Raw genomic sequence first — 21,148 nt, forward strand, 5'->3', positions numbered from 1 at the left:
TTTCCGGCGTGTCCCCCGCGTCCGCCCGGCGCCGTGGGTGTGACCGGGGCGAGAATTCGGCGGGAATTCACGCCGCGGCCATACCCACGGTGGCGGTTCAGGCGAGCCACGGGGTCAGGTGGGGGACGAGCGGCGGGAGGTTGCGGGCGACGCCGAACAGGACGAGGACGACGAGCCCTGCGACCCCTACGGACACCGGGAACCGGGGCGCGGGCAGGCCGCGGGCGGCGCGGATCGTCCAGACCGTCCACAGTGCGACGAGGACGGGGACGAGCAGCACCCACAGCGCGTTGGCCGACCAGGCGCCCGCGAGGTCCAGGTGGACGAGGTCGTGCGTGGCCCGCAGGCCTCCGCACGCGGGGCACGCGAACCCGGTCAGGACGAGGAGCGGGCAGAACCCGTAGCTCCCGGCACGGTGCGGGTCGTGGACCGCGAGGACCGCCGTGGCCGCGGCCACGGCCGCGCCGGTGAGGAGCGGCGCGGCGAGCGTGTGCCGGGCGGCTCGCACGGCAGCCTCAGACGACGCCGAGGGCGGGGCGGGCGGGAGCCGAGTACTGGTTCAGCTCGTGCAGGAGGCCGGCACCGCCACCCACCGCGAGCAGGATCACGAAGGCGAGGATCGCGAGCACGAACAGGCCCACGGAGACCCAGCCCAGGATCACGCCGGCGAGGGCCATGCCGTCGTTGTCCGCGTCGCCTGCCCGGACGGCCCGGCGGGCAGCGTTGCCGACGACGATCGCGGGGATACCGGTCAGGATCGAGCAACTGAGCACGATCGACGCGAGGCCCAGCACCAGCGCCCAGATCCCCAGGTCGTTCTTGGGATAGACCTTCGCCGGCCCCGGGGCGGGCGCCGCCGGCGGGGTCCCGTACGGCGAGCCTCCCTGCGGGTACCCGTACCCCGGCTCGGCCGGGTAGCCGGGCTGGGCCCGGTAGTCCGGCTCGCCCCGGTAGTCCGGCTCGCCCCGGTAGTCCGGCTCGCCCCGGTAGTCCGGCTCGCCCCGGTAGTCCGGCTCGCCCCGGTAGTCCGGCTCGCCCCCGGCCGGGCCCTGCGGGCCCGGTCCGTAGGGCGGCTGCTGCCCGTCAGCGGGCTGCTGCCCGCCCTCGGACGGCGGCTGACTCACCGGTCGACCTTCTTCTGGCCGAGGCCCATGTTCCGCAGCGCGAGGCCGGCGACGAGGCCCGCACCCACCACCACGAGGCCGGCCCAGAACCAGAGCGCCACCATGAGGGTGACGCCCACGGCCGAGATCACGACCCCGAGGGAGATCCCGATCATCGTCACCCACGCGGCGACGGTGTGACCGTGGTTCGTCGGAGGCGTGGCGGGCGGCAGGTAGGCGAGCTCGGCAGCCTGCGGCGTGTTGTCGACCATGGGGGTGCTGACCTTTCTTCGTACGACGTGAGTCTCAGCCTATCTGCCGGGCCGGAGGTCAGCGGCCCGTAGGGTCCTCCCCGCGGGTGAGCGAGTCCCAGGCGTCGTGGGTGTCCAGCTCCCCCTCGGGACGGTCCGCGGCCGCGCCGCCGTCGGCCTCCGCGTCCGTCCGGGGAGCCACGGCCCGCTCGTGCCGCCCGGAGGCGGCGGTCCAGTCGCGCGCGCCCAGCGCGGCGAGCGCCGCGACCACGACGGCCGCCACCCCCACCGCGACGGCCGCCCACGGCCAGACCGACACCGCGACGGCCGACGTGAGGTCCGTCACCCCCGTGGCCTCACCCGCCGCGGCGGTCGCGGCGGGCACCGGGTCGGCCAGGACGGCCGAGGCCGAGGCCGCGACCAGCACGCCGGCCGCCGCCGCCACGGCGAGCGCCACCCAGCGCGCCACGCGGCCCACGAGGGCGAGGGCCACGCCCGCGGCGAGCAGCACGAGCGCGCCCGCCCCGACCCCGGGCGCCGCAGCGGTGCCCGACGCCGTCACGGTCACCTCGGGCTCGAGGGCGGTGGCCACGGTGGTGGTCAGCCAGGTGGCGGCGCCGGTCCCGAAGGCAAGCACGCCGAGCGCAAGGAGAAGCGCGAGGGCGCGGGAGCGCGAGCGCAGTGCGGGGAACGTCACACGGTCTCCTTGCTGACGAGGTTCACAGCGACCGGAGCCGCGCGGCGAGCTGGACCGCCCGCACGGCCGCGGCCGCCTTGTTCCGCGACTCCTCGAACTCGGCCACCGGCACGGAGTCCGCGACGATCCCCGCTCCGGCCTGCACGGTCGCGCGCCCGTCCCGGATCACCGCGGTGCGGATCGCGATCGCCATGTCCATGTTGCCACCGAAGTCGAAGTAGCCGACCGTTCCCCCGTAGATGCCTCGCGACGCGGGCTCGAGCTCGTCGATCAGCGCGATGGCGCGCGGCTTCGGGGCGCCGGACAGCGTGCCGGCGGGGAACGTCGCCTTGAACGTCTGGAGCGCGGTGCGGCCCTCGCGCAGGCGGCCCACCACCGTGGAGCAGATGTGCATGATGTGGCTGAACCGGCGCGGCCGCATGAACTCCACGACCTCGACCGACGTGGGCTCGCACACCTTGACGAGGTCGTTGCGCGACAGGTCGACGAGCATGATGTGCTCGGCCCGCTCCTTGGGGTCGGCCAGCAGCTCCTCCTCGAGGCGCACGTCCTCCTCCGGCGTGGCGCCGCGCGGCCGCGAGCCGGCGATCGGGTAGGTCGTGACGTGCCCGTCGGTCACCTTGACGAGCGTCTCGGGGCTGGAGCCCACCACCGCGAAGTCGCGGCCGCCGGCATCCGTGAGGTGGAAGAAGTACATGTACGGGCTCGGGTTCACGGTCCGCAGGGCCCGGTACACGTCGAGCGGGTCGGCCGGGCAGTCGATGTCGAAGCGCTGCGACAGGACCACCTGGAACACCTCGCCGTCGCGGATCGCCTCCTTGCCCGCGAGGACGGCGTCCTCGAACTCCTTCTCGCTGGACCGGGCCTTGACCTCGGGCACCGGGTCGTCGGCCACGACGACGGTCGTGACGCGCGGCGCGCCCGCGACGAGCCGCGCCTGCATCTCGTCGAGGCGGGCGACGGCCTCCGCGTGCGCCTCGTCGACCCGCTCGTCCGTGCCGTCGATGTTGATCGCGTTCGCGACGAGCCACACCGTGCCGTCGCGGTGGTCGACCACGGCCAGGTCCGTGGCGAGGCAGAGCGCGACCTCGGGAGCGCCCAGCTCGTCGGGGGCGTTCGCGGGCAGCGTGGGCTCCCAGTGCCGCACCACGTCCCAGCCGAGAGCGCCCGCGAGCCCGCCGGTGAACGGCGGCAGGCCGGGGATCCCCGGGGTGCGGAGCTTCTCCAGCGCCACCTCCAGGACGTCCACCACGTCGCCCTCGGTCGGGATGCCGGCCGGCACGTCGCCCGTCCAGACGGCCTGCCCGCCCGCCGAGGTGAGCACGGCGCGCGACGCGACGCCCACGAACGACCACCGCGACCACGCGTCGGCCGACTCCGCCGACTCGAGGACGAACGTGCCGGCCCGGCCCTGCGCGAGGGTGCGGTACAGACCGACCGGGGTGACGTCGTCGGCCAGGAGGGGGCGGACCACGGGGATGACGCGGCGCGTGGCCGCCATCGCGCGGAAGTCGTCGAGACCCGGCCAGGTCCGTCCCCACGCGAGGTCCGCCGGGACGGCGGGCGTGCCGTGCTGGACGTCGGAGGCAGGGGACGGGGCAGTGGTCTGGCTCACCGGTTCTCCTCGGGGTGGTCGGACGCCGGGGTGCCCGGCGCGACGCCGGGCCGCTGCCCGACCACCGCCCCCAGGTCTCCCCCGGCCTCGAAGCACGTGCGCGCGCCGGTGTGGCAGGCGGCGCCCACCTGGTCGACGCGCACGAGCAGGGCGTCACCGTCGCAGTCGATCGCGACGGACCTCACGTACTGCGCGTGCCCCGACGTGTCGCCCTTGCGCCAGTACTCCTGGCGGGACCGGCTCCAGAAGGTCACGCGGCCCTCCGTGAGGGTGCGGTGCACCGCCTCGTCGTCCATCCAGCCGACCATGAGGACGTCGCCCGTGTCGTGCTGCTGCACGACGGCGGCGACCAGGCCGTCGTCGTCGTGCTTGAGGCGTGCGGCGACCTCCGGGTCGAGGCGGGACGGCGTGTCGGGACGCGGATCTGGCACCCGAGAATCCTCCCACGTCCGCCCCGCCCGCCGGACGGCGGACCGGGATCCGGTCAGCGCGTCTGGGACACCCAGCTCGCGTGCATCGACGCGTAGAGCCCGCCCGCGGCGGCCAGCTCCGCGTGGGGCCCCACCTCGACGACGTGGCCCGCGTCGACCACCACGACCAGGTCGGAGGCCTCCGCGGTCGACAGGCGGTGCGCGATCGTGATCGTGGACCGGCCGTTCGTCAGGGAGTCGAGCGCCCGCGCGATGCGCACCTCGGTCGCGGGGTCCACAGCCGACGTCGCCTCGTCCAGCACCAGCAGGTCCGGCTGGGCGAGGTAGGCGCGGGCGATCGCGACGAGCTGCCGCTCCCCCGCCGACAGGGCCTCGCCGCGCTGGCCCACCCGGGTGTCGAGGCCGTCCGGCAGGTCGGCCACCCAGTCGCTGAGCCCGAGCTCGGCGAAGGCGTCCGTGACGGCGCGGCGGACCGCCGTCTCGTCCAGCCCGTGCTCGCGCAGCCCGTAGGCCGCGTTCTCCAGGACGGTCCCGTCGAAGAGGAAGCCCTCCTGCGGCACGAGGACAACGCGCTCGCGCAGGCTCTCGAGCGCCACCTGGCGCAGGTCCACGCCGTCCAGCAGGACGGCGCCGGCCGTGGGGTCCATGAGGCGCGTGACGAGCTTCGCGATCGTCGTCTTGCCGGAACCGGTCTGGCCCACGACGGCGACCTTGGTGCGCGCCGGCAGGTCGAGCGTCACGCCGTGCAGCACCTGGGGGCCGTCGCCGTAGGCGAAGCGGACGTCCCGGAACGACACCGCCGCCGGGCCGCGGGCCTGGCGCACCGCGTCAGGCGCGTCGGTCACCTCGACCGGTGTCTCCACCACGGCGATCACGCGGCGCCAGCCCGCGACGGCGTTCTGGAGCTCGTTGAGGATCTCGGTGGCCATCTGCACCGGGCCGGTGAAGAGCTGGACCAGGAAGAGGAACGCGACGACCTCGCCGGCGGACAGCGACCCGCCGACGCCCAGGTACGCGCCGACCACCACGACGACGGCCAGCACGAGGTTCGACACGAGCACGCCCGAGGAGAACACCGCGGAGACCAGGACCTGCGAGCGCCCCTGCGCCCGGCGCGTGTCGTCGACGGACTCGGCCACGCGCCGCCCGGTACGCCCGGAGACGCCGTAGGCCCGGACCGTCTCCGCCCCCACCACCGACTCGCTGATGGCGCCCAGCATGGCGCCGACGCGCTCCCGCACCAGCGTGTAGGCGGCGTTGACGCGCTTCTGCCCGAACCGGATGAGCAGGAACATCGGGATGAAGCACGCCCAGACGACGGCGGTGAGGATCGGCGAGTACACCGCCATGAGGATCGTCGCCACCGCCATCTGCAGCACCGAGACGAGCAGCATGATGCCGCCCCACTGCACGAACAGGGACACGGTGTCGACGTCGTTCGTCACGCGCGACACGAGCGCGCCGCGGCGCTCCGTGTTCTGCGTGAGGGTCGACAGGTCGTGCACGTGCCGGAACGCGCGCACGCGCAGCGCAGCGAGACCCGCCTCCGTGGAGCGGAACAGGCGCACGTTGACCATCGCCGCGCAGACGGCGGCGAGGAGCAGGGCACCGGCGGCGAGACCGGCGAGCAGCGCGACGCGGCCGGCGTCGGGCCCGGTGGCGGCGAGGATGCCGTCGTCGATGGTGCGCTGGACGGTGAGCGGCACCACCACGCGGCCTGCGGCCGCGAGGGTGGCGAGGCCCAGGGTGAGCCAGATCCCGTCGGTGATCTGCGGGGAGAGCTGCACGCCGCGGCGCAGCGTGGCGAGCACGCCCAGCCTGCTCGCGGACTCGATGCGGGCGCCGTTGGCGTCGAGCTCGTCCTCGGGTACCTCGGTGGTCTCCGGAGCCTCGGTCACGGTGGTCATCGGGCAGCCCCCTCCAGCTCGTCGGTGTCCGTGTCGCTCGCGCCGGGCTCGAGGCCCTCGGCCGCCGCCTCGTCCGCGCGTTCCTGCTCGCGGCGCTCGGCCTCGTCCTGGTAGGCCGTGGCCAGCTCGCGGTACCCGGGGTCGCGTTCCATCAGCTCGTCGTGCGTGCCGACGTCGGCCACGCGGCCGCCCTCGATGTGGACCACCCGGTCCGCGAGCGCGACCGAGCTCATGCGGTAGGCGACCATGACGACGGTGGTGCGCCGGGCTCCGTCGGGCCCGGTCCGGACCGCGAGGCCGCGCAGGATCTCCTGCTCGACCCGCGGGTCGACGGCGCTCGTCGCGTCGTCGAGCACGAGGAGCCGGGGCTTGCGCACGAGGGCGCGCGCGATGGCGAGCCGCTGCCGCTGGCCGCCGGAGAGGTTGGCGCCGCGCTCGCCGAGGGGCGCGTCGAGGCCGCCCGGCAGCTTGCGCACCGTCTCCTCGAGGCGGGCGAGGCGCAGCGCCTCCCACACCTCGTCGTCGGTGAGCGCGGTGGCCGAGCTGGTGCCGGCCTCCTCGCGGTCGGCGAGCGTCACGTTCGCCCGCACCGAGTCCTCGAAGACGAAGGTGGTCTGCGTGACGAGCGCGACCTGCGACGGGATCTCGCCCTCGGCGAGGGTGCGCAGGTCGACGCCGTCGAGCAGCACCCGGCCGCGCGAGGGGTCGGACAGCCGGGCGAGGAGCGACACAAGGGTCGTCTTGCCCGAGCCGGTGGTGCCGACGACCGCGACGGTCGCACCCGCGGGGACCACCGTGTCGACGCGGTCGAGCAGCGTGATCGTCCGGCCGCCGCCCTCGGCCTCGACGTCCACGCCGATGCCCTCGAGGCGGACCTCCAGGCCGGCGTCGCCGTCCGGGAGCCGGCCGTCGCCGTAGACGAGCGCGCCCTCGGCGTCGACCACCTTGGCGATGCGCTCGTAGCCCACCAGCGCGCGCGGGAGCTCGCCGAGGACCCAGCCGAACGCCATCAGCGGGACCGTCATCATGGTCAGCAGGTAGGCGGCCGTGACCACGTCGCCCGGGGCGATGTCGCCGGAGGTGACGCGCCACGTGCCGACGGCGAGGACCGCGAGCGTGCCGATCGCGGGCAGGTTCTGGATGACCGGGTCGAAGATCGCGCGCACGACGCCGACGCGGACGTTCGCCACCCGCAGCGCGTCGGCGGTCGCGGCGAACCGCTCCTCCTCGCGGTTCTCCGTGCCGAGCGACTTGACCAGGAGGGCGGCCTCGAAGGACTCGTGCGCCACGTCGGCGACGTCGCCGCGCAGCTGCTGCGCCCGGGTCACCGCGGGCGACATGTGCTTCTGGTAGTAGGCGTTGACGGCCACCGTGACCGGGACGACGATGAGCGCCGCGAGCGCCAGCCACGGGTCGGTCGCCAGGAGCATGCCGACCGCCACGCCGATCATGACGACGACGCCGAGGGCGAAGGGCAGCGGGTTGAAGAGGTTGTTCGCCGCCTCGACGTCGGACGTCGTGTGGTTGAGCAGCTGGCCCGCCGGGTGGGCGCGGTGCCACGAGACCGGCAGGCGCAGGTACTGGCGGGTCAGGAGGGTGCGGTGGTCGGCGAGGTTGTTGACGTAGCCGAACCCGGCCCAGATGCGGCGCCCGGCCACGGCGAGCGCGAGGGTCAGCGCCACGCCCGCCAGGGCGAGGCCGGCGACCCAGATGCGGTCGCGCGCGGCCGGGTCACCGGCGATCGCGGGGACGACGACGGCGTCCGTGGCCCAGCCGACCGCCCGGCTCACGCCGACGGTCAGGGCGCCGAAGGCGGCCGACGCGGAGATGGCGAGGACGTACAGCCCGGGTTGCGCGCGGATGCCGCGCCCCATGAGGGTCAGGGACCGTCGCCACCGGGGACCGGAGAGCATCATCGGCCGGTACTCGACGCGGGGCCGCACCCGTTCGGGACGGCTCCGGGGGCCGACGGCGTCTCGGGAGCCTGGGGGCATGGAGGGGCCTCGCTTCCGCGGTTCGTGGGATGACGCGATCATCTCATGCCTCGGGAAACGATTCGACGGGTTTTGCTCCGGGCAGACGGACGGCCCGGAGGGGCCGCCCGGGCAGGTCAGCGGACGTCGAGCCCCGCGGCGCGCATCGCGTCCTTCACCTGGCCGACGGTGAGCACCCCGAAGTGGAAGACGCTGGCCGCCAGGACGGCGTCGGCGCCCGCGCGCGCGGCCTCGACGAAGTGCTCGGGCGTGCCCGCGCCGCCCGACGCGATGAGCGGCACGCCGACCCGGTCGCGTACGGCGGCGAGCATCTCGAGGTCGAAGCCGGCGTTGGTGCCGTCCGCGTCCATGGAGTTGAGGAGGATCTCGCCGGCGCCGAGGGCCGCGGACTTCTCGGCCCACTCCACGGCGTCGATGCCCGTGCCACGGCGCCCGCCGTGCGTGGTGACCTCGAAGCCGGACGGCGTGGTGACGTCGCCCGTGACGCGCCGGGCGTCCACGGACAGGACGAGGACCTGGGAGCCGAAGCGGCCCGCGATCTCGGCGATCAGCTCCGGCCGGGCGATCGCGGCCGTGTTGACACCCACCTTGTCGGCACCGGCCCGCAGGAGGCGGTCCACGTCGTCGGCGGACCGCACGCCGCCGCCCACCGTGAGGGGGACGAAGATCTGGTCGGCCGTGCGGCGCACCACGTCGACCATCGTCTCCCGCTCGCCCGACGACGCCGAGACGTCGAGGAACGTCACCTCGTCCGCGCCCTCCCCGTCGTAGCGGGAGGCGAGCTCGACCGGGTCCCCGGCGTCGCGGAGGTTCTCGAAGTTGACGCCCTTGACGACGCGACCTGCGTCGACGTCCAGGCACGGGATCACACGGACTGCTACGGACATGCTTCTGCCTCCTTCACGGGGAGCACGTGCTCCTTGGGGAACGCCTGCTACCCCTCCTGGGCTTCCTGCTCGGGCGCGACGGGGTAGTGCGAGTCGAGGATGTCGACGACGTACACGAGGGTCTCGCCCGCGAGCGGGCTCGCCGTGTCGGCGAAGCCCAGGTTCGGCGGCACCACCAGCAGCACCTGCGAGCCCACCGTCTTCTCCAGCAGGCCCTGGTCCCAGCCCTCGACCAGCTGGCCGATGCCGACCATGCTCGACTGCGGCGGCTCCCCCGGCTCCCAGGTGGTCTCGAAGATCTCGCCGGTGCTCCACGCCACCGCGGTGAACTCGACGGTGACGATCTGGCCGGCCTCGACCTGCGCGCCCGTCCCGCGCACCAGCGGCAGCGCGACCAGCTCCTGCGGCGGCTCCGTCTCCCACGGGACGCTGATCTGCGGCTCCCCGTCCTGGTGCCGGGTGACCCGGGGCAGGCCCTCCGGGGACTGCACCTCGGTCCCGGCCGCCCGGGTCGGCAGCACGTCGACGACCAGCAGCACCGGGACGCCGTCGGCCTCGTCGATCACGAGGAGGCGTGCGCCGACGCGCACGCCGTCGAGGGCCTCGTACAGGTTGTGGCCCAGGGACGTCTCCGTCATGGTGTACGCCACCGGGGCGTCCGCGAACGTGTTCTGCAGGGCCGTGGCGTCGCGGCCGTCCTGCGCGTAGAGGTTCAGCAGCAGGGGCTCCCCGCGCTCCACGCGATCACCCGTGCCGGGCCAGATGGTGCGCGACCCCGGCTCGGTCACCGCGAACGGGACGTCGTACTGCAGCGTGGGGGGCAGGCCCGCCGGGCCCGAGACCGTGACCGGCGCCTGCGGCGGCGGGCCCGCCGCGTCGTCGAGCGGCGTGGGGATCGAGCCGGGCGCGCACCCGGTCAGGACGGCGAACGCCACGACCAGCGCGACGAGGACCCGGACCGGCTTCACGCCGGACAGTCTCCCACGACCGGGCCGGGGAGCCGCGCGGCGACCGTCTCCGCGCGGCCCCCGGCCGGTGCTCACATCGACTCGATGAGGCGCTCCACCCGCTCGTCCACGGAACGGAACGGGTCCTTGCACAGGACGGTGCGCTGGGCCTGGTCGTTGAGCTTGAGGTGCACCCAGTCCACCGTGTAGTCGCGGCGCGCCTCCTGCGCCGCGCGCACGAAGTCGCCCCGGAGCTTGGCGCGGGTGGTCTGCGGCGGGACGGCCGTGGACTCGAAGATCTCCAGGTCCGTGGTGACCCGCTCCACCATGCCGCGGGCGGCGAGCAGGTTGTACAGACCCTCGGTCCGCGAGATGTCGTGGTACGCGAGGTCGAGGCGGGCGATCCGCGGGTCGTCCAGCGAGAGGTCGTGCTTGGCCTGGTAGCGCTCGATGAGACGGAGCTTGATGACCCAGTCCAGCTCACGGTCCACGAGCGTCATGTCGCCCGAGGCCAGCGCGCGCAGCCCCCGCTCCCACAGGTCGAGGACCTGCTTGACCACGGGTGTGGGGTCCGTGTTCTGCTCCACCAGCTCCCGCGCGCGCTGGTAGTACTCCGTCTGGATGTCCACCGCGGTCATGGTGCGGCCGTTCGCCAGCTGCACGGGGTGCAGGCCGGTGCGGTCGTGGCTGATCTCGCGGATCGCGCGGATCGGGTTCTCCAGCGTGAGGTCGCGCATCGGCACGCCCGCCTCGACGAGGCGGAGGACGAGGTCCGTGGTGCCGACCTTGAGCATCGTCGTGGGCTCTGCCATCGACGAGTCGCCCACGATCACGTGCAGCCGGCGGTAGAGCTCGGCGTCCGCGTGCGGCTCGTCGCGGGTGTTGATGATGGGGCGCGACCGGGTCGTGGCGCTCGACACCGCCTCCCAGATGTGGTCGGCGCGCTGCGAGAGACAGAACACCGCACCACGCGGGGTCGACAGGACCTTGCCCGCGCCGACCAGGACCTGCCGGGTGATGAGGAACGGCACGAGCACGTCCGACAGGCGCGAGAAGTCGCCGTTGCGGCGCACCAGGTAGTTCTCGTGGCAGCCGTACGAGTTCCCCGCCGAGTCGGTGTTGTTCTTGAAGAGGTGGATCTTGCCCGGCAGGTCCTCGTGCTCGAGCCGCTGCTGCGCGTCCGCGACGAGGCCCTCGAGGATGCGCTCACCCCCACGGTCGTACGCGACGAGCTGCCGCACGTCGTCACACTCCGCTGTGGCGTACTCGGGGTGGGAGCCCACGTCGAGATACAGCCGCGAGCCGTTTCTCAGGAACACGTTCGAGGAGCGGCCCCACGCCACCACCTTGCGGAACAGGTAGCGCGCCACCTCGTCGGCGGACAGACCACGCCCGTCGTCCGCCGCGCACGTCACGCCGTACTCGGTCTCGAGCCCGAAGATCCTGCGGTCCATGACTGCCCTCCCCGTTCCTCGTGCTGTGCCGTGGGTCGCCCTCGAATGCTGCTCGTACGTGTCAGTCGCCCTGCTGGGGGTCCGGGCCGTCGTCCGGCTCCTCGGGGGTCTCCGGCTCCTCCGGGGCAATCGGCTTCGCCGAGGCCTTCGGCTTGTCCGTGCCCTTCGGCTTGCCCGAGGCTCCGGCCGCCGGCTCCCCGGCGGTCGGAGCGTCCGCCGACGGAGCGTCCGCCGACGGAGCGTCGCCGTCGGCCAGGAGGCCGGCCAGGACCTGGCCGGTCAGCCGCCGGAAGGACCGCCGCGGGCGGGACCGTTCGAGCACCGCGACCTCGAGCTGGGAGACCTCCAGCGGCGCAGCGCCGGCTGCTCCGGCCCCGGCCCCTCCGGCGCCCGTAGCACCCGCAGCACCGGCCTTGCCTGCTGCCGCCGTGGTTCCCTTGCCGGCCGAGGGACCCGCGCCCGCCGCGCCCGCCGCGCCCGCCGGGGCGGCGGGTCCGCCACCCTCTCCTGCACCCAGCACGCCGACCGCGAGGCGAAGGACCTCGCCGAGCGACATCTCGGGACGCCAGGCCTCCTCGACGCGCCGGCCCAGCTGCTCGGCCTGACCGCCCATGACCACGAACCCGTGCTCGTCGGCGACCGTGCCGTCGTACGTGAGGCGGTAGATCTGGTCCTGTGCGCTCGTGACGCCCACCTCGGCGACGACGAGCTCGACCTCGAGCGGCTTGGACTCCGTGATGAAGACCGTGCCGAGGGTCTGCGCGTAGGCGTTCGCCAGGCCGCGGGCCGTGACGTCGGACCGGTCGTACGAGTACCCGCGCAGGTCGGCGTACCGGACCCCGGCCACGCGCAGGTTCTCGAACTCGTTGTACTTGCCGACGGCCGCGAACCCGATGCGGTCGTAGATCTCCGAGATCTTGTGCAGCGCCCGCGACGAGTTGACCGTGGCGAACGCGATCCCCTCGTCGTAGGCGAGGACCACGACGGACCGGCCGCGCGCGATGCCCTTGCGCGCGAAGTCCGCCCGGTCCTTCATCAGCTGCTCGGGCGAGACGTAGAACGGCATGGTCATGCGACCGACCCCCTCTCACGACGCTGCGCGACGATCTGCTCCACGAGCTGCTCCAGCTCGTCCTCCGGCACCCGGCGGTACCCGTCGGCCGTGACCGTGGCCACGACCGGGAAGATGCGCCGCATCGTGTCCGGGCCGCCCGTCGCCGAGTCGTCGTCAGCGGCGTCGAAGAGCGCCTCCACGACGACGTGCACGGCGTCCTCGGCCGACAGGCCCGGCTTCCAGAGCTTCTTGAGCGCGCCCCGGGCGAAGATCGAGCCCGAGCCCACGCTGTGGTGGTCCCGCTCCTCGTACCGGCCGCCTGTGACGTCGTACGAGAAGATGCGGCCGTTGCCGCGGTCCAGGTCGTAGCCCGCGAACAGCGGCACCACCGCCAGGCCCTGCATGGCCAGGGGCAGGTTGCCCCGGATCATGGTGCCGAGCCGGTTGGCCTTGCCGTCCAGGGACAGCAGCGAGCCCTCGATCTTCTCGTAGTGCTCCAGCTCGAGCTGGAACAGGCGCACCACCTCGACGGCGATGCCCGCCGTCCCGGCGATGCCCACCGCCGAGTACTCGTCCGCCGGGAACACCTTCTCCATGTCCCGGTTGGCGATCATCGAGCCCATCGTGGCGCGCCGGTCGCCCGCCATGACGACGCCGGACGCGGGCGCGCCCGGCTCGCCGAACGTGACCGCGACGATCGTGGTGGCGTGCGGCGCCAGCTCTGCCGGGTTCACCGCGCCCGCCGTCCCGTGCGCCGTGGCGCGACGGCCCGGCAGCATCTCCGGGGCATGGTCGGCCAGGAAGTCGACGAAGGACGCCGACCCCGGCCGCAGGAACGCGTCCGGGAGCCGGCCCGAGGTGCCCTCACCCGCGCGGTGCAACTACTGACCGCCCTTCTGCACAAAGCCACGGACGAACGACTCGGCGTTGGTCTCCAGCACCTCGTCGATCTCCTCGAGCAGCGCGTCCACCTCAGCGTCACGCTGCTGCGGCTGACCGGCGGCTGCTGCCGGTGCCTGGTCGTCGTCGTCCGGCGTACGGTCCTCGTTCGAGGGGTTGATGCGTTCCTGACCTGCCATGATCGCCTCCTTGGTGGTACTGCCAGCGACCTTGCGAGCCGCTGGTCCGGTAAGCCTAGGACGAGACGCCGACATTGCGCCCTAGCCGGGACCCGAGAGTCCGGCCAGCAGCGTGCGGGCGTCGGGGCTGGCGTCGAGCAGGGCGCCGATCAGGCGCCGCGTGCCGCGCGTCGGGTCGAGCATCGGCACCCGCTGGAGCGTCTGCGAGCCGTCCACGTCGAAGATGACCGAGTCCCAGCTCGCGGCCGAGACCTCGTGGCCGTACCGCGCCATCACCTCGCCGCGGAAGTAGGCGCGCGTGTCCGTGGGCGGGTGGTGCACGGCGTGCCCCACGCTGCGCTCGTCGACGAGCCGCTCCACCGCGTCCCGCGCCAGGAGCCTGTGGTAGACGCCCCGCTCCGGCCGCACGTCGGACCACTGCAGGTCCATGGCGTGGAGCCGGGGGTGCGACCAGTCCAGACCGTCCCGCGAGCGGAACCCGTCGAGCAGCCGGAGCTTGGCGACCCACTCGACCTCGCGGGCGCACGACGGCGGGTCCACCGCGAGCCGCTCGAGCACCGAGCTCCAGCGGCCGAGGACGGCGTCCGAGTCGTCGTCGCTGCCCAGCACCTTGAGCGCCCGGCGGACCACGTCGACGTAGGCGTCCTGAAGCTGCAGCGCGGTCATGGTGCCGCCCGACGCGAGCTCGAGCGGCTCGCCGAGCGTCAGGTCCCGGGAGACCTTCTGGACGTCGCTCACCGGGTCGGCCAGGCGCAGGGCGGCCAGCTCGGAACGCGCCGGAACTCCCGCCTCGGCCAGCTCGTCCAGGTGCTCCAGCACCCACAGCACCAGCGACGTGCTGCCCGTCTTGAGGTAGGTGGCCACCTCGAAGAGGTTCGCGTCGCCGAGGATCAGGTGGAGGCGGCGCCAGCGCTGCCGGTCCGCGTGCGGCTCGTCGCGCGTGTTCACGATCGGCCGCCGCAGGGTGGTCTCGAGGCCCACCTCCGCCTCGATGTAGTCGGCCCGCTGCGACAGCTGGAACCCCGCGTCGCCGCCGGCCACCCCCAGGCCGACCCGGCCGGACCCGGCGAAGACCTGACGCGTCACGAGGAACGGCGTGATGAGCTCGGCCAGCACGGTGAACGGCAGGGCGCGGTCGACGAGGTAGTTCTCGTGGGTGCCGTAGCTGGCCCCCTTGCCGTCCACGTTGTTCTTGTAGAGCGCGACCTCGCTGCCCGGCACGTTCGCGAGCTCGCGTGCGGCGGCCAGCATGACGCGCTCTCCGGCCACGTCCCAGCGCACGAGGTCGAGGGGGTTGGTGACCTCGGGCGACGAGTACTCGGGGTGGGCGTGGTCCACGTACAGGCGCGCACCGTTCGTCAGGATGACGTTGGCCGCGCTCGGGTCGTCGTACGGCTCGTCCGACGTGGCGGGCCGCTCCACGTCCTGCAGCGGGCCGCGACGCCGCGTCCGGTTCGTCAGGCCGCCGCCACCGCGCGCGACAGCCGGCATCTCGCCCGTCGACGGCCCGGAGGGCGCCGGCCGGGCCGGGTCGTCGGTGATCATCGAGGGGTGCGCCGACGCCCGGTCGAGGTGGAAGCCCCGCGCGTCCTGCAGCGGGTCCTCGTCGTCGTAGTCCCACCGGGCCTTGGAGCGCGCCCCGTCGTCCCGCGCCGCCAGCGCCCGGTAGGTCGTCACCACCTGGCTCGACAGCAGCATGGGATTGGCCAGAGGGCGCCCCGGCTGCAGCACCCCGTACTCGGTCTCGATGCCCATCACGCGACGCACGCTCACACGCACCACCCTAAGCCTGGGACCTCTTGCTGGTCGGTGACGGCCCGCGCCCGCCGGTTCCGGCGGGCGCGGGCCTCGGTCGGCGTCCTAGAGGTACTGGCCCGTGTTCTGGACGGTGTCGATGGTGCGCGGCGTGGCACCCTCGCCCTTCTTCTGGACGATCGTGCGGATGAAGACGATGCGCTCGCCCTTCTTGCCGCTGATCCGCGCCCAGTCGTCGGGGTTCGTGGTGTTGGGCAGGTCCTCGTTCTCCTTGAACTCGTCCACGCACGCCGACAGCAGGTGCTCCACGCGGATGCCCTTCTGCCCGGTGGCGAGGAAGTCCTTGATCGCGGACTTCTTCGCCCGGTCCACCACGTTCTGGATCATGGCGCCCGAGTTGAAGTCCTTGAAGAACAGGGTCTCCTTGTCACCGCTCGCGTAGGTGACCTCGAGGAACTGGTTCTCCTCGTCCTCCGCGTACATGCGCTCCACCACCGAGGTGATCATCCCGTCGAGGGCGGCATCGATGCTGCCGCCGTACTCGGCGATGTCCTCCGGGTGGATCGGCAGGTCGTCCGTGAGGTACTTCGCGAAGATCTCCTTGGCGCCCTCGGCGTCCGGCCGCTCGATCTTGATCTTCACGTCGAGACGGCCCGGGCGCAGGATCGCCGGGTCGATCATGTCCTCACGGTTGGACGCGCCGATGACGATCACGTTGTCCAGCCGCTCGACGCCGTCGATCTCGGCGAGGAGCTGCGGGACGATCGTGGTCTCCACGTCGGACGACAGGCCGGTCCCGCGGGTGCGGAACAGCGACTCCATCTCGTCGAAGAAGACCACCACGGGCATGCCCTGCGACGCCTTCTCCCGCGCACGGGCGAAGATCAGGCGGATGTGGCGCTCGGTCTCGCCCACGTACTTGTTGAGCAGCTCCGGGCCCTTGACGTTGAGGAAGTAGCTCTTCTTCGCCCCCGGGTGGTCGCCGTTCTTCTTCGCGACCATCGCGGCGAGCGAGTGCGCAACGGCCTTGGCGATGAGGGTCTTGCCGCAACCGGGCGGGCCGTACAGGAGCACGCCCTTGGGCGGCCGCAGCCCGTGCTCCCGGAACAGGTCGGGGTGCGCGAACGGGAGCTCGACAGCGTCCCGGATGGCCTCGATCTGGGGGCCCAGACCGCCGATGTCCGTGTAGTCGATGTCGGGGACCTCTTCGAGGACGAGCTCCTCGACCTCGGACTTGGGCACGATCTCGAAGACGAACCCGCTGCGGACGTCCACCGTGAGGGAGTCCCCCACGCGGAGCGGAGCGCCCACCACGGAGCCGGCGAGGCGCACGACGCGCTCCTCGTCCGCGCGCCCGACGACGAGCACACGGTCTCCCTCGAGCACCTCCTTGACGGTGACGAGCTCGCCGGTCTGCTCGTACCCGCCCGCGGAGACGACGGTCATGGCCTCGTTGAGCTTGACCTCCTGGCCGGGGCGCAGCCGGGCCGTGTCCAGACCAGGGCTCGCGGCCACGTGCATCTTGCGACCGGCCGTGGAGATGTCGATGGTCCCGTCACCGTGCGCCGACAGGAAGGTGGCGTAGGTTCCCGGCGGCTTGGCCAGGTCGTCGAGCTGCTTCTTGAGCTCGACGATCTGGTCGCGCGCCGCCCTGAGGGCGTCTGCGAGTCGCTCGTTCTTGGCCGAGAGAAGCGCGATCTGACGCTCATGGTCGCGGTGAGGTGTCGATCCGGTATCGGGAAGGTTGTACCCAGATGTGTTGTCGGTCATGACTTCCCCAATCGTCAGGGCCCGGGAGGCGACCCTACGACAGGACCGCCTCCGAGAACAGCACTCTAGGCGCAGTCACTGACAGTCGAGCCTGTGGAACACGCGTCCGAGGCGAAAGGGGTAGCCGATCGTGACAACGCGTCCGCCGCGTCCAGCCCCGTGGACGGGCGGCGTTCTCCCAGCGCGAACATCCGCGCCCGCGGCGCGCCGGACGCCGGGCGGCCCGTGCGCTACTCCGGCGCCTGACCCACGTCGCGGCGCACGCGGCGCAGCTTCTTGTCCGACACGGCACGCTCCCCCAGGTCCTCCGGCGACCACTCGGCGTCCGGCGTGGTCGGGTAGGCCCCCTTGGCGGGCCGACGGCGGCGCTCGGGCGCCTCGACACCGTCGGCCATCCGGCGGGCCGTGATGAGGAAGCCGGTGTGCCCGATCATCCGGTGCTCCGGGCGCACGGCCAGGCCCTCCAGGTGCCAGCCGCGCACCATGGTCTCGAACGCCTGGGGCTCGGCGAAGCGTCCGTCGAGCCGCAAGTCCTCGGCGGTGCGCGACAGCTGGGTCGTGGTCGCGACGTAGCAGATCAGCACGCCGCCGGGCGCGAGCGCCGTGGCGACGGCGTCCACGTTCTCCCACGGCGCGAGCATGTCGAGCACGACGCGGTCCACGCTGCCCGGCTCCGCGACCGTTGGCAGCACGTCGGCGAGGTCTCCCACGGAGAGCTGCCAGGCAGGGTGCGGCCCGCCGAAGAACATCTCCACGTTGCCCCGCGCGATCGCCGCGAAGTCCTCGCGCCGCTCGATCGAGTGGAGCTCGCCCGCGTCGCCCACGGCCCGCAGCAGCGACATGGTGAGCGCGCCGGAGCCGACGCCGGCCTCGACCACGCGCGCACCCGGGAAGATGTCGGCCATCGTGACGATCTGGCCCGCGTCCTTGGGGTAGACGACCGCGGCGCCGCGCGGCATGGAGAGCACGTAGTCGCTGAGCAGCGGGCGCAGCGCCAGGTACTCGATGCCCGCGGTGTTGGTGACCACGGAGCCCTCGGGCTTGCCGATCAGGTCGTCGTGCGTGAAGTAGCCCTTGTGCGTGTGGAACGTGGCCCCGGGTGCGAGGCGGATCGTGTGCAGCCGCCCGCGCGGGTCGGTCAGCTGGACCTTGTCGCCCACGCGGAACGGTCCGCGGCGCAGCTCGGCACCGGTCGCGCCGCCCCGTGGCTCAGGTGCGGCGAGCGGCGCAGGGGGAGTCTCGCTGGGAGTCTCGGTGGGCGTGTCGGTCTCGGAAGTCACGACGGACCAGTCTACCGGCGGCTGCCCGCCCCGGCTCTGCCCCCTGCTGCGGGCCGCTCAGCCCTTGCCGCGGAGGGCGCGCGCGACGGTCGAGAGGTCGAGCACCCCGGTGACCCGGCCGCCGTCGGTCACCGGGACCAGACGAGCTCCCCCGGACGTCGCCGCGAGGTGCGTGAGCAGGGCCTGGCCCGCCAGGCCCGCGTCGACGGCCGAGCCCGCGACGAACGGCACCGCCACCGCCTCGACGCCCGTGGTCGTGGCGGTGGCCGGCGGCACCTGCGCCGCGGCGTCGTCGTCCACCACGGCGATCGCCGTGCCGTCCTCGTCCACCACGACCACCGCGGTGCCCGACGTCGCGAGGGCTGCGGCCTGCGCCACCGACGAGCCGAGCGGGACGGTGGTCGCAGGGACCGCGAAGCCCGCCGCGGTGAAACCCGCCACGACCTCCCGCCGCCGTCCGTTGACGATCGCCGCCCCGGCCCCTGACCACAGGAACGCCGAGAGGAGGGCCGACCACAGGACGGTGGTCAGGCTGGGGCTCCGGCCCTCCACGTACGGCCACAGGATGGCCCAGACCAGCACGGCCACCGCCACCACCCGGCCGGCCCACCCCGCCACGACGGAGCCGCGGGAGCGGGAGCCCGTCGCGGCCCAGACGGCCGACTCCAGGATCTGGCCGCCGTCGAGCGGGAGGCCGGGCAGCAGGTTGAAGACGCCCACGAAGGTGTTGGAGAGCGCCGCCGCGTAGAGCAGCAGGGTGGGCACCGAGAGCACGGGCTGAGCAAGGTAGAGCGCCCAGAAGACCGCGGCGAGCGCCAGGTTGGTCAGCGGTCCCACGACGGCGACGAGGAAGCCGTCGCGCGGCCGGGACAGGCCGCCGGTGTAGGCGGTGTGGCCGCCCCACAGCGTGACCGCCAGCTCCGTGACCTGCTGGCCCCGGGCGCGCGCCACGAGGGCGTGCGAGGTCTCGTGGAGGAACACGGAGCCGAACAGGAGGAGCACGAACGCGAAGGCCACGACGTACACGCCTGCCCCCAGCTCCGGGGCGATGGCCTGCACGTTCGGCGCGAACAGCAGCGTGAGCACCGCGGCGGCGAGGAACCAGGACGGGGTGATCACCACGGGGGCACCCGCGACACGGCCCACCACCCACCCACGGGAGCGGCCCGGCAAGGGGGCGGGGGTCGGCGTGGCGGCCGGGCGCGCGGCGGGGCCGGTGTCGTCGGAGGTCACACCGCTCAGGCTAGCCGCCTGTGGAGAGATCCCCGGGACTGTCGGTGGACCGCCGTAGGGTTGCGGGCATGACGATCACCGTGGGGACGGAACTCGCCGGCGGGACGCCGGGCAGCACCGCAGGGCCGGCGGCCGCCGTGCCGGGTGAGGTCGCTGCGCCTTCCCGTCCGCCGGCGCTGTCCCCCTCACGGGCGAACGACTACATGCAGTGCCCGCTGCTCTTCCGGTTCCGCACGGTGGACCGGCTGCCGGAGCCACCGAGCGCGGCCGCCGCCCGTGGCACCCTCGTCCACTCGGTGCTCGAGCGGCTGTACGACGCGCCGCTGGGCGAGCGCACCCTGGCCGCCGCGCAGGCGCTCCTGCCGGGCGAGTGGGACCGCCTGCTCGAGGCGGAGGACCGGTACACGCAGCTGTTCACGGACGGTGTGGGCCCGGACGGGCAGGACCTCGCGGGCTGGCTCGCCGGCGCGGGGGCGCTGCTCGGCACCTACTTCACGCTGGAGGACCCGAACCGGCTGGAGCCGCGCGAGCGGGAGCTCCTGGTCGAGAGCCGGCTGGAGGACGGGCCTCTGCTCCGCGGCATCGTGGACCGGCTGGACGTGGCGCCCGACGGGGCGGTGCGGGTCGTGGACTACAAGACGGGCAAGTCGCCGCGGCCGGGCTACGAGGGCTCGGCCCTGTTCCAGATGCGCTTCTACGCGCTGGTGCTGTGGCGCGAGCGCGGGGTGCTGCCCAAGATGCTCCAGCTCGTCTACCTCGGCGACGGTCAGGTGCTGCGTGGCGAGCCCACCGAGGACCACCTGCGGCACACGGAGCAGAAGATCCGCGCCGTCTGGTCGGCGATCGAGCAGTCCGCCCGGACCGGCTCGTGGCCCACCCGCAAGAGCAAGCTCTGCGGCTGGTGCGCCCACCAGGACGTGTGCCCAGAGTTCGGCGGCACGCCGCCCGAGATCCCGGAGGGCGCGGTGCGGCTGCGGCTGGGGATCGACGCGGGCTGACCTCGCTCAGGCGAGGAGGTCCACGACCTCGCCCGAGGCGATCCGCGCGAGCACGCCCAGGTCCACCTGCTCGAGGGACCGCGCCCGGCTGAGGCCGGGCCGCTCCTCGACGGGGACCACGGCCTCGACGCCGAGCGTGCGCGCACCGGACGCCACGGCCGACGAGATGCCGACGGGCGAGTCCTCGATCGCGACACACTCCTCGACCGGCACGCCGAGCAGGCTCGCTGCGGTGAGGTAGGGCTCAGGGTGCGGCTTGCCGTGGGTCACCTCGTCACCCGTGACCAGGTACGAGAACGTGTCCGCGGGCGCGCCCGCCGCGACGGCCTCGGCCTGGCTGCGGTACGACATCGTCACGACGGCGCACGGCACGCCCGCCGCCCGGAGGTCGCCCAGGAGCGTGAGGACGCCCGGGCGCCACGGCACCTCCACGCGGAGCCGCGCGTTGACCCGGTCGACCAGCCACGCCACGATCTCGGCGGGCTCCATCGGGACGCCCGCGGCCTGCAGCCGGGCGCCCGTCACCAGGAGGGTCTGCCCCACGACGCCCAGCGCGTCCTCGTGCGTCCAGGCTCCACCGTGCTGGGCGACGAGCTCGTGCTCCGCCTGCATCCAGTAGGGCTCGCTGTCGACCAGGGTGCCGTCCATGTCGAACAGGACGGCGGCGGGGAGATCAGTCACGGGCGCAGCCTA

At 73.4% G+C, this 21,148-nt stretch carries 20 protein-coding genes; 1 reads left to right on the top strand and 19 read right to left on the bottom strand.

Annotated elements, in window-relative coordinates:
* Positions 1–97 precede the first annotated feature (97 nt).
* From D1350_RS19345 to D1350_RS19435, 18 genes are all read right to left on the bottom strand, one after another.
* The gene (locus D1350_RS19345) at positions 98–508 is read right to left on the bottom strand and encodes a DUF2752 domain-containing protein (RefSeq protein ID WP_125777682.1); all 411 of its coding nucleotides are present in this window, start codon (positions 506–508) and stop codon (positions 98–100) included.
* Positions 509–515: 7 nt separating this feature from the next.
* On the bottom strand, positions 516–1,124 hold the full coding sequence (locus tag D1350_RS24775; protein ID WP_125777683.1) for a DUF4190 domain-containing protein: 609 nt from the start codon (positions 1,122–1,124) through the stop codon (positions 516–518).
* Positions 1,121–1,375, bottom strand: a complete 255-nt coding sequence (locus D1350_RS19355) for an HGxxPAAW family protein (protein ID WP_125777684.1) — start codon at positions 1,373–1,375, stop codon at positions 1,121–1,123. The genes D1350_RS24775 and D1350_RS19355 overlap by 4 nt, the downstream gene beginning before the upstream one ends.
* A 58-nt stretch (positions 1,376–1,433) precedes the next feature.
* Positions 1,434–2,051: a Trp biosynthesis-associated membrane protein gene (locus D1350_RS19360; protein WP_125777685.1), complete on the bottom strand. Its 618-nt coding sequence runs from the start codon at positions 2,049–2,051 to the stop codon at positions 1,434–1,436.
* Between the two features lie 22 nt (positions 2,052–2,073).
* Complete coding sequence (locus tag D1350_RS19365) at positions 2,074–3,552, bottom strand: anthranilate synthase component I (RefSeq protein WP_206074610.1); 1,479 nt, start codon at positions 3,550–3,552, stop codon at positions 2,074–2,076.
* A gap of 110 nt (positions 3,553–3,662) precedes the next feature.
* The gene (gene hisI, locus D1350_RS19370) at positions 3,663–4,097 is read right to left on the bottom strand and encodes a phosphoribosyl-AMP cyclohydrolase (protein WP_125777687.1); all 435 of its coding nucleotides are present in this window, start codon (positions 4,095–4,097) and stop codon (positions 3,663–3,665) included.
* Positions 4,098–4,150: 53 nt separating this feature from the next.
* On the bottom strand, positions 4,151–6,004 hold the full coding sequence (locus D1350_RS19375) for an ABC transporter ATP-binding protein (protein ID WP_125777688.1): 1,854 nt from the start codon (positions 6,002–6,004) through the stop codon (positions 4,151–4,153).
* Complete coding sequence (locus tag D1350_RS19380) at positions 6,001–7,920, bottom strand: ABC transporter ATP-binding protein (protein WP_420807826.1); 1,920 nt, start codon at positions 7,918–7,920, stop codon at positions 6,001–6,003. The genes D1350_RS19375 and D1350_RS19380 overlap by 4 nt, the downstream gene beginning before the upstream one ends.
* 194 nt (positions 7,921–8,114) lie before the next feature.
* A complete protein-coding gene (gene hisF, locus D1350_RS19385) occupies positions 8,115–8,885 on the bottom strand; it encodes an imidazole glycerol phosphate synthase subunit HisF (RefSeq protein WP_125777689.1) in 771 nt (256 codons plus the stop codon).
* 47 nt (positions 8,886–8,932) lie between these two features.
* Complete coding sequence (locus D1350_RS19390; RefSeq protein ID WP_240644209.1) at positions 8,933–9,853, bottom strand: FKBP-type peptidyl-prolyl cis-trans isomerase; 921 nt, start codon at positions 9,851–9,853, stop codon at positions 8,933–8,935.
* Positions 9,854–9,924: 71 nt separating this feature from the next.
* Positions 9,925–11,286, bottom strand: coding sequence for a Pup--protein ligase (gene pafA / locus D1350_RS19395; RefSeq protein ID WP_125777690.1), 1,362 nt, complete (start codon positions 11,284–11,286; stop codon positions 9,925–9,927).
* 61 nt (positions 11,287–11,347) lie between these two features.
* Positions 11,348–12,358 carry a proteasome subunit alpha gene (gene prcA / locus D1350_RS24560; protein ID WP_240644210.1) on the bottom strand — a complete coding sequence of 337 codons (1,011 nt, stop codon included), beginning with the start codon at positions 12,356–12,358 and terminating at the stop codon, positions 11,348–11,350.
* Entirely contained in the window at positions 12,355–13,221 is an 867-nt protein-coding gene (prcB, locus tag D1350_RS19410) for a proteasome subunit beta (RefSeq protein WP_125777691.1), read from the bottom strand. The genes prcA and prcB overlap by 4 nt, the downstream gene beginning before the upstream one ends.
* Positions 13,222–13,419: a ubiquitin-like protein Pup gene (locus D1350_RS19415; RefSeq protein ID WP_125777692.1), complete on the bottom strand. Its 198-nt coding sequence runs from the start codon at positions 13,417–13,419 to the stop codon at positions 13,222–13,224.
* A gap of 81 nt (positions 13,420–13,500) precedes the next feature.
* Positions 13,501–15,174 (bottom strand): depupylase/deamidase Dop, encoded by a 1,674-nt coding sequence (gene dop / locus D1350_RS19420; protein WP_125777725.1) that lies wholly within the window; start codon positions 15,172–15,174, stop codon positions 13,501–13,503.
* A 105-nt stretch (positions 15,175–15,279) separates the two neighbouring features.
* Positions 15,280–16,944, bottom strand: a complete 1,665-nt coding sequence (arc, locus tag D1350_RS19425) for a proteasome ATPase (protein ID WP_125777693.1) — start codon at positions 16,942–16,944, stop codon at positions 15,280–15,282.
* A gap of 230 nt (positions 16,945–17,174) precedes the next feature.
* A complete protein-coding gene (locus D1350_RS19430; protein WP_125777694.1) occupies positions 17,175–18,224 on the bottom strand; it encodes a tRNA (adenine-N1)-methyltransferase in 1,050 nt (349 codons plus the stop codon).
* Between the two features lie 57 nt (positions 18,225–18,281).
* On the bottom strand, positions 18,282–19,457 hold the full coding sequence (locus D1350_RS19435) for a site-2 protease family protein (RefSeq protein ID WP_240644211.1): 1,176 nt from the start codon (positions 19,455–19,457) through the stop codon (positions 18,282–18,284).
* A gap of 68 nt (positions 19,458–19,525) precedes the next feature.
* Here D1350_RS19435 and D1350_RS19440 point away from each other — a divergent pair, with 68 nt between their 5' ends.
* A complete protein-coding gene (locus D1350_RS19440; protein ID WP_125777695.1) occupies positions 19,526–20,455 on the top strand; it encodes a RecB family exonuclease in 930 nt (309 codons plus the stop codon).
* Positions 20,456–20,461: 6 nt separating this feature from the next.
* On the opposite strand, the gene D1350_RS19445 is transcribed toward D1350_RS19440, so the two are convergent.
* Positions 20,462–21,136, bottom strand: a complete 675-nt coding sequence (locus tag D1350_RS19445) for an HAD family hydrolase (protein WP_240644212.1) — start codon at positions 21,134–21,136, stop codon at positions 20,462–20,464.
* Positions 21,137–21,148: the final 12 nt, after the last annotated feature.

Origin of the sequence: Antribacter gilvus (assembly GCF_003946865.1) — a bacterium.
Classification (GTDB): Bacteria; Actinomycetota; Actinomycetes; order Actinomycetales; family Cellulomonadaceae; genus Antribacter; species Antribacter gilvus.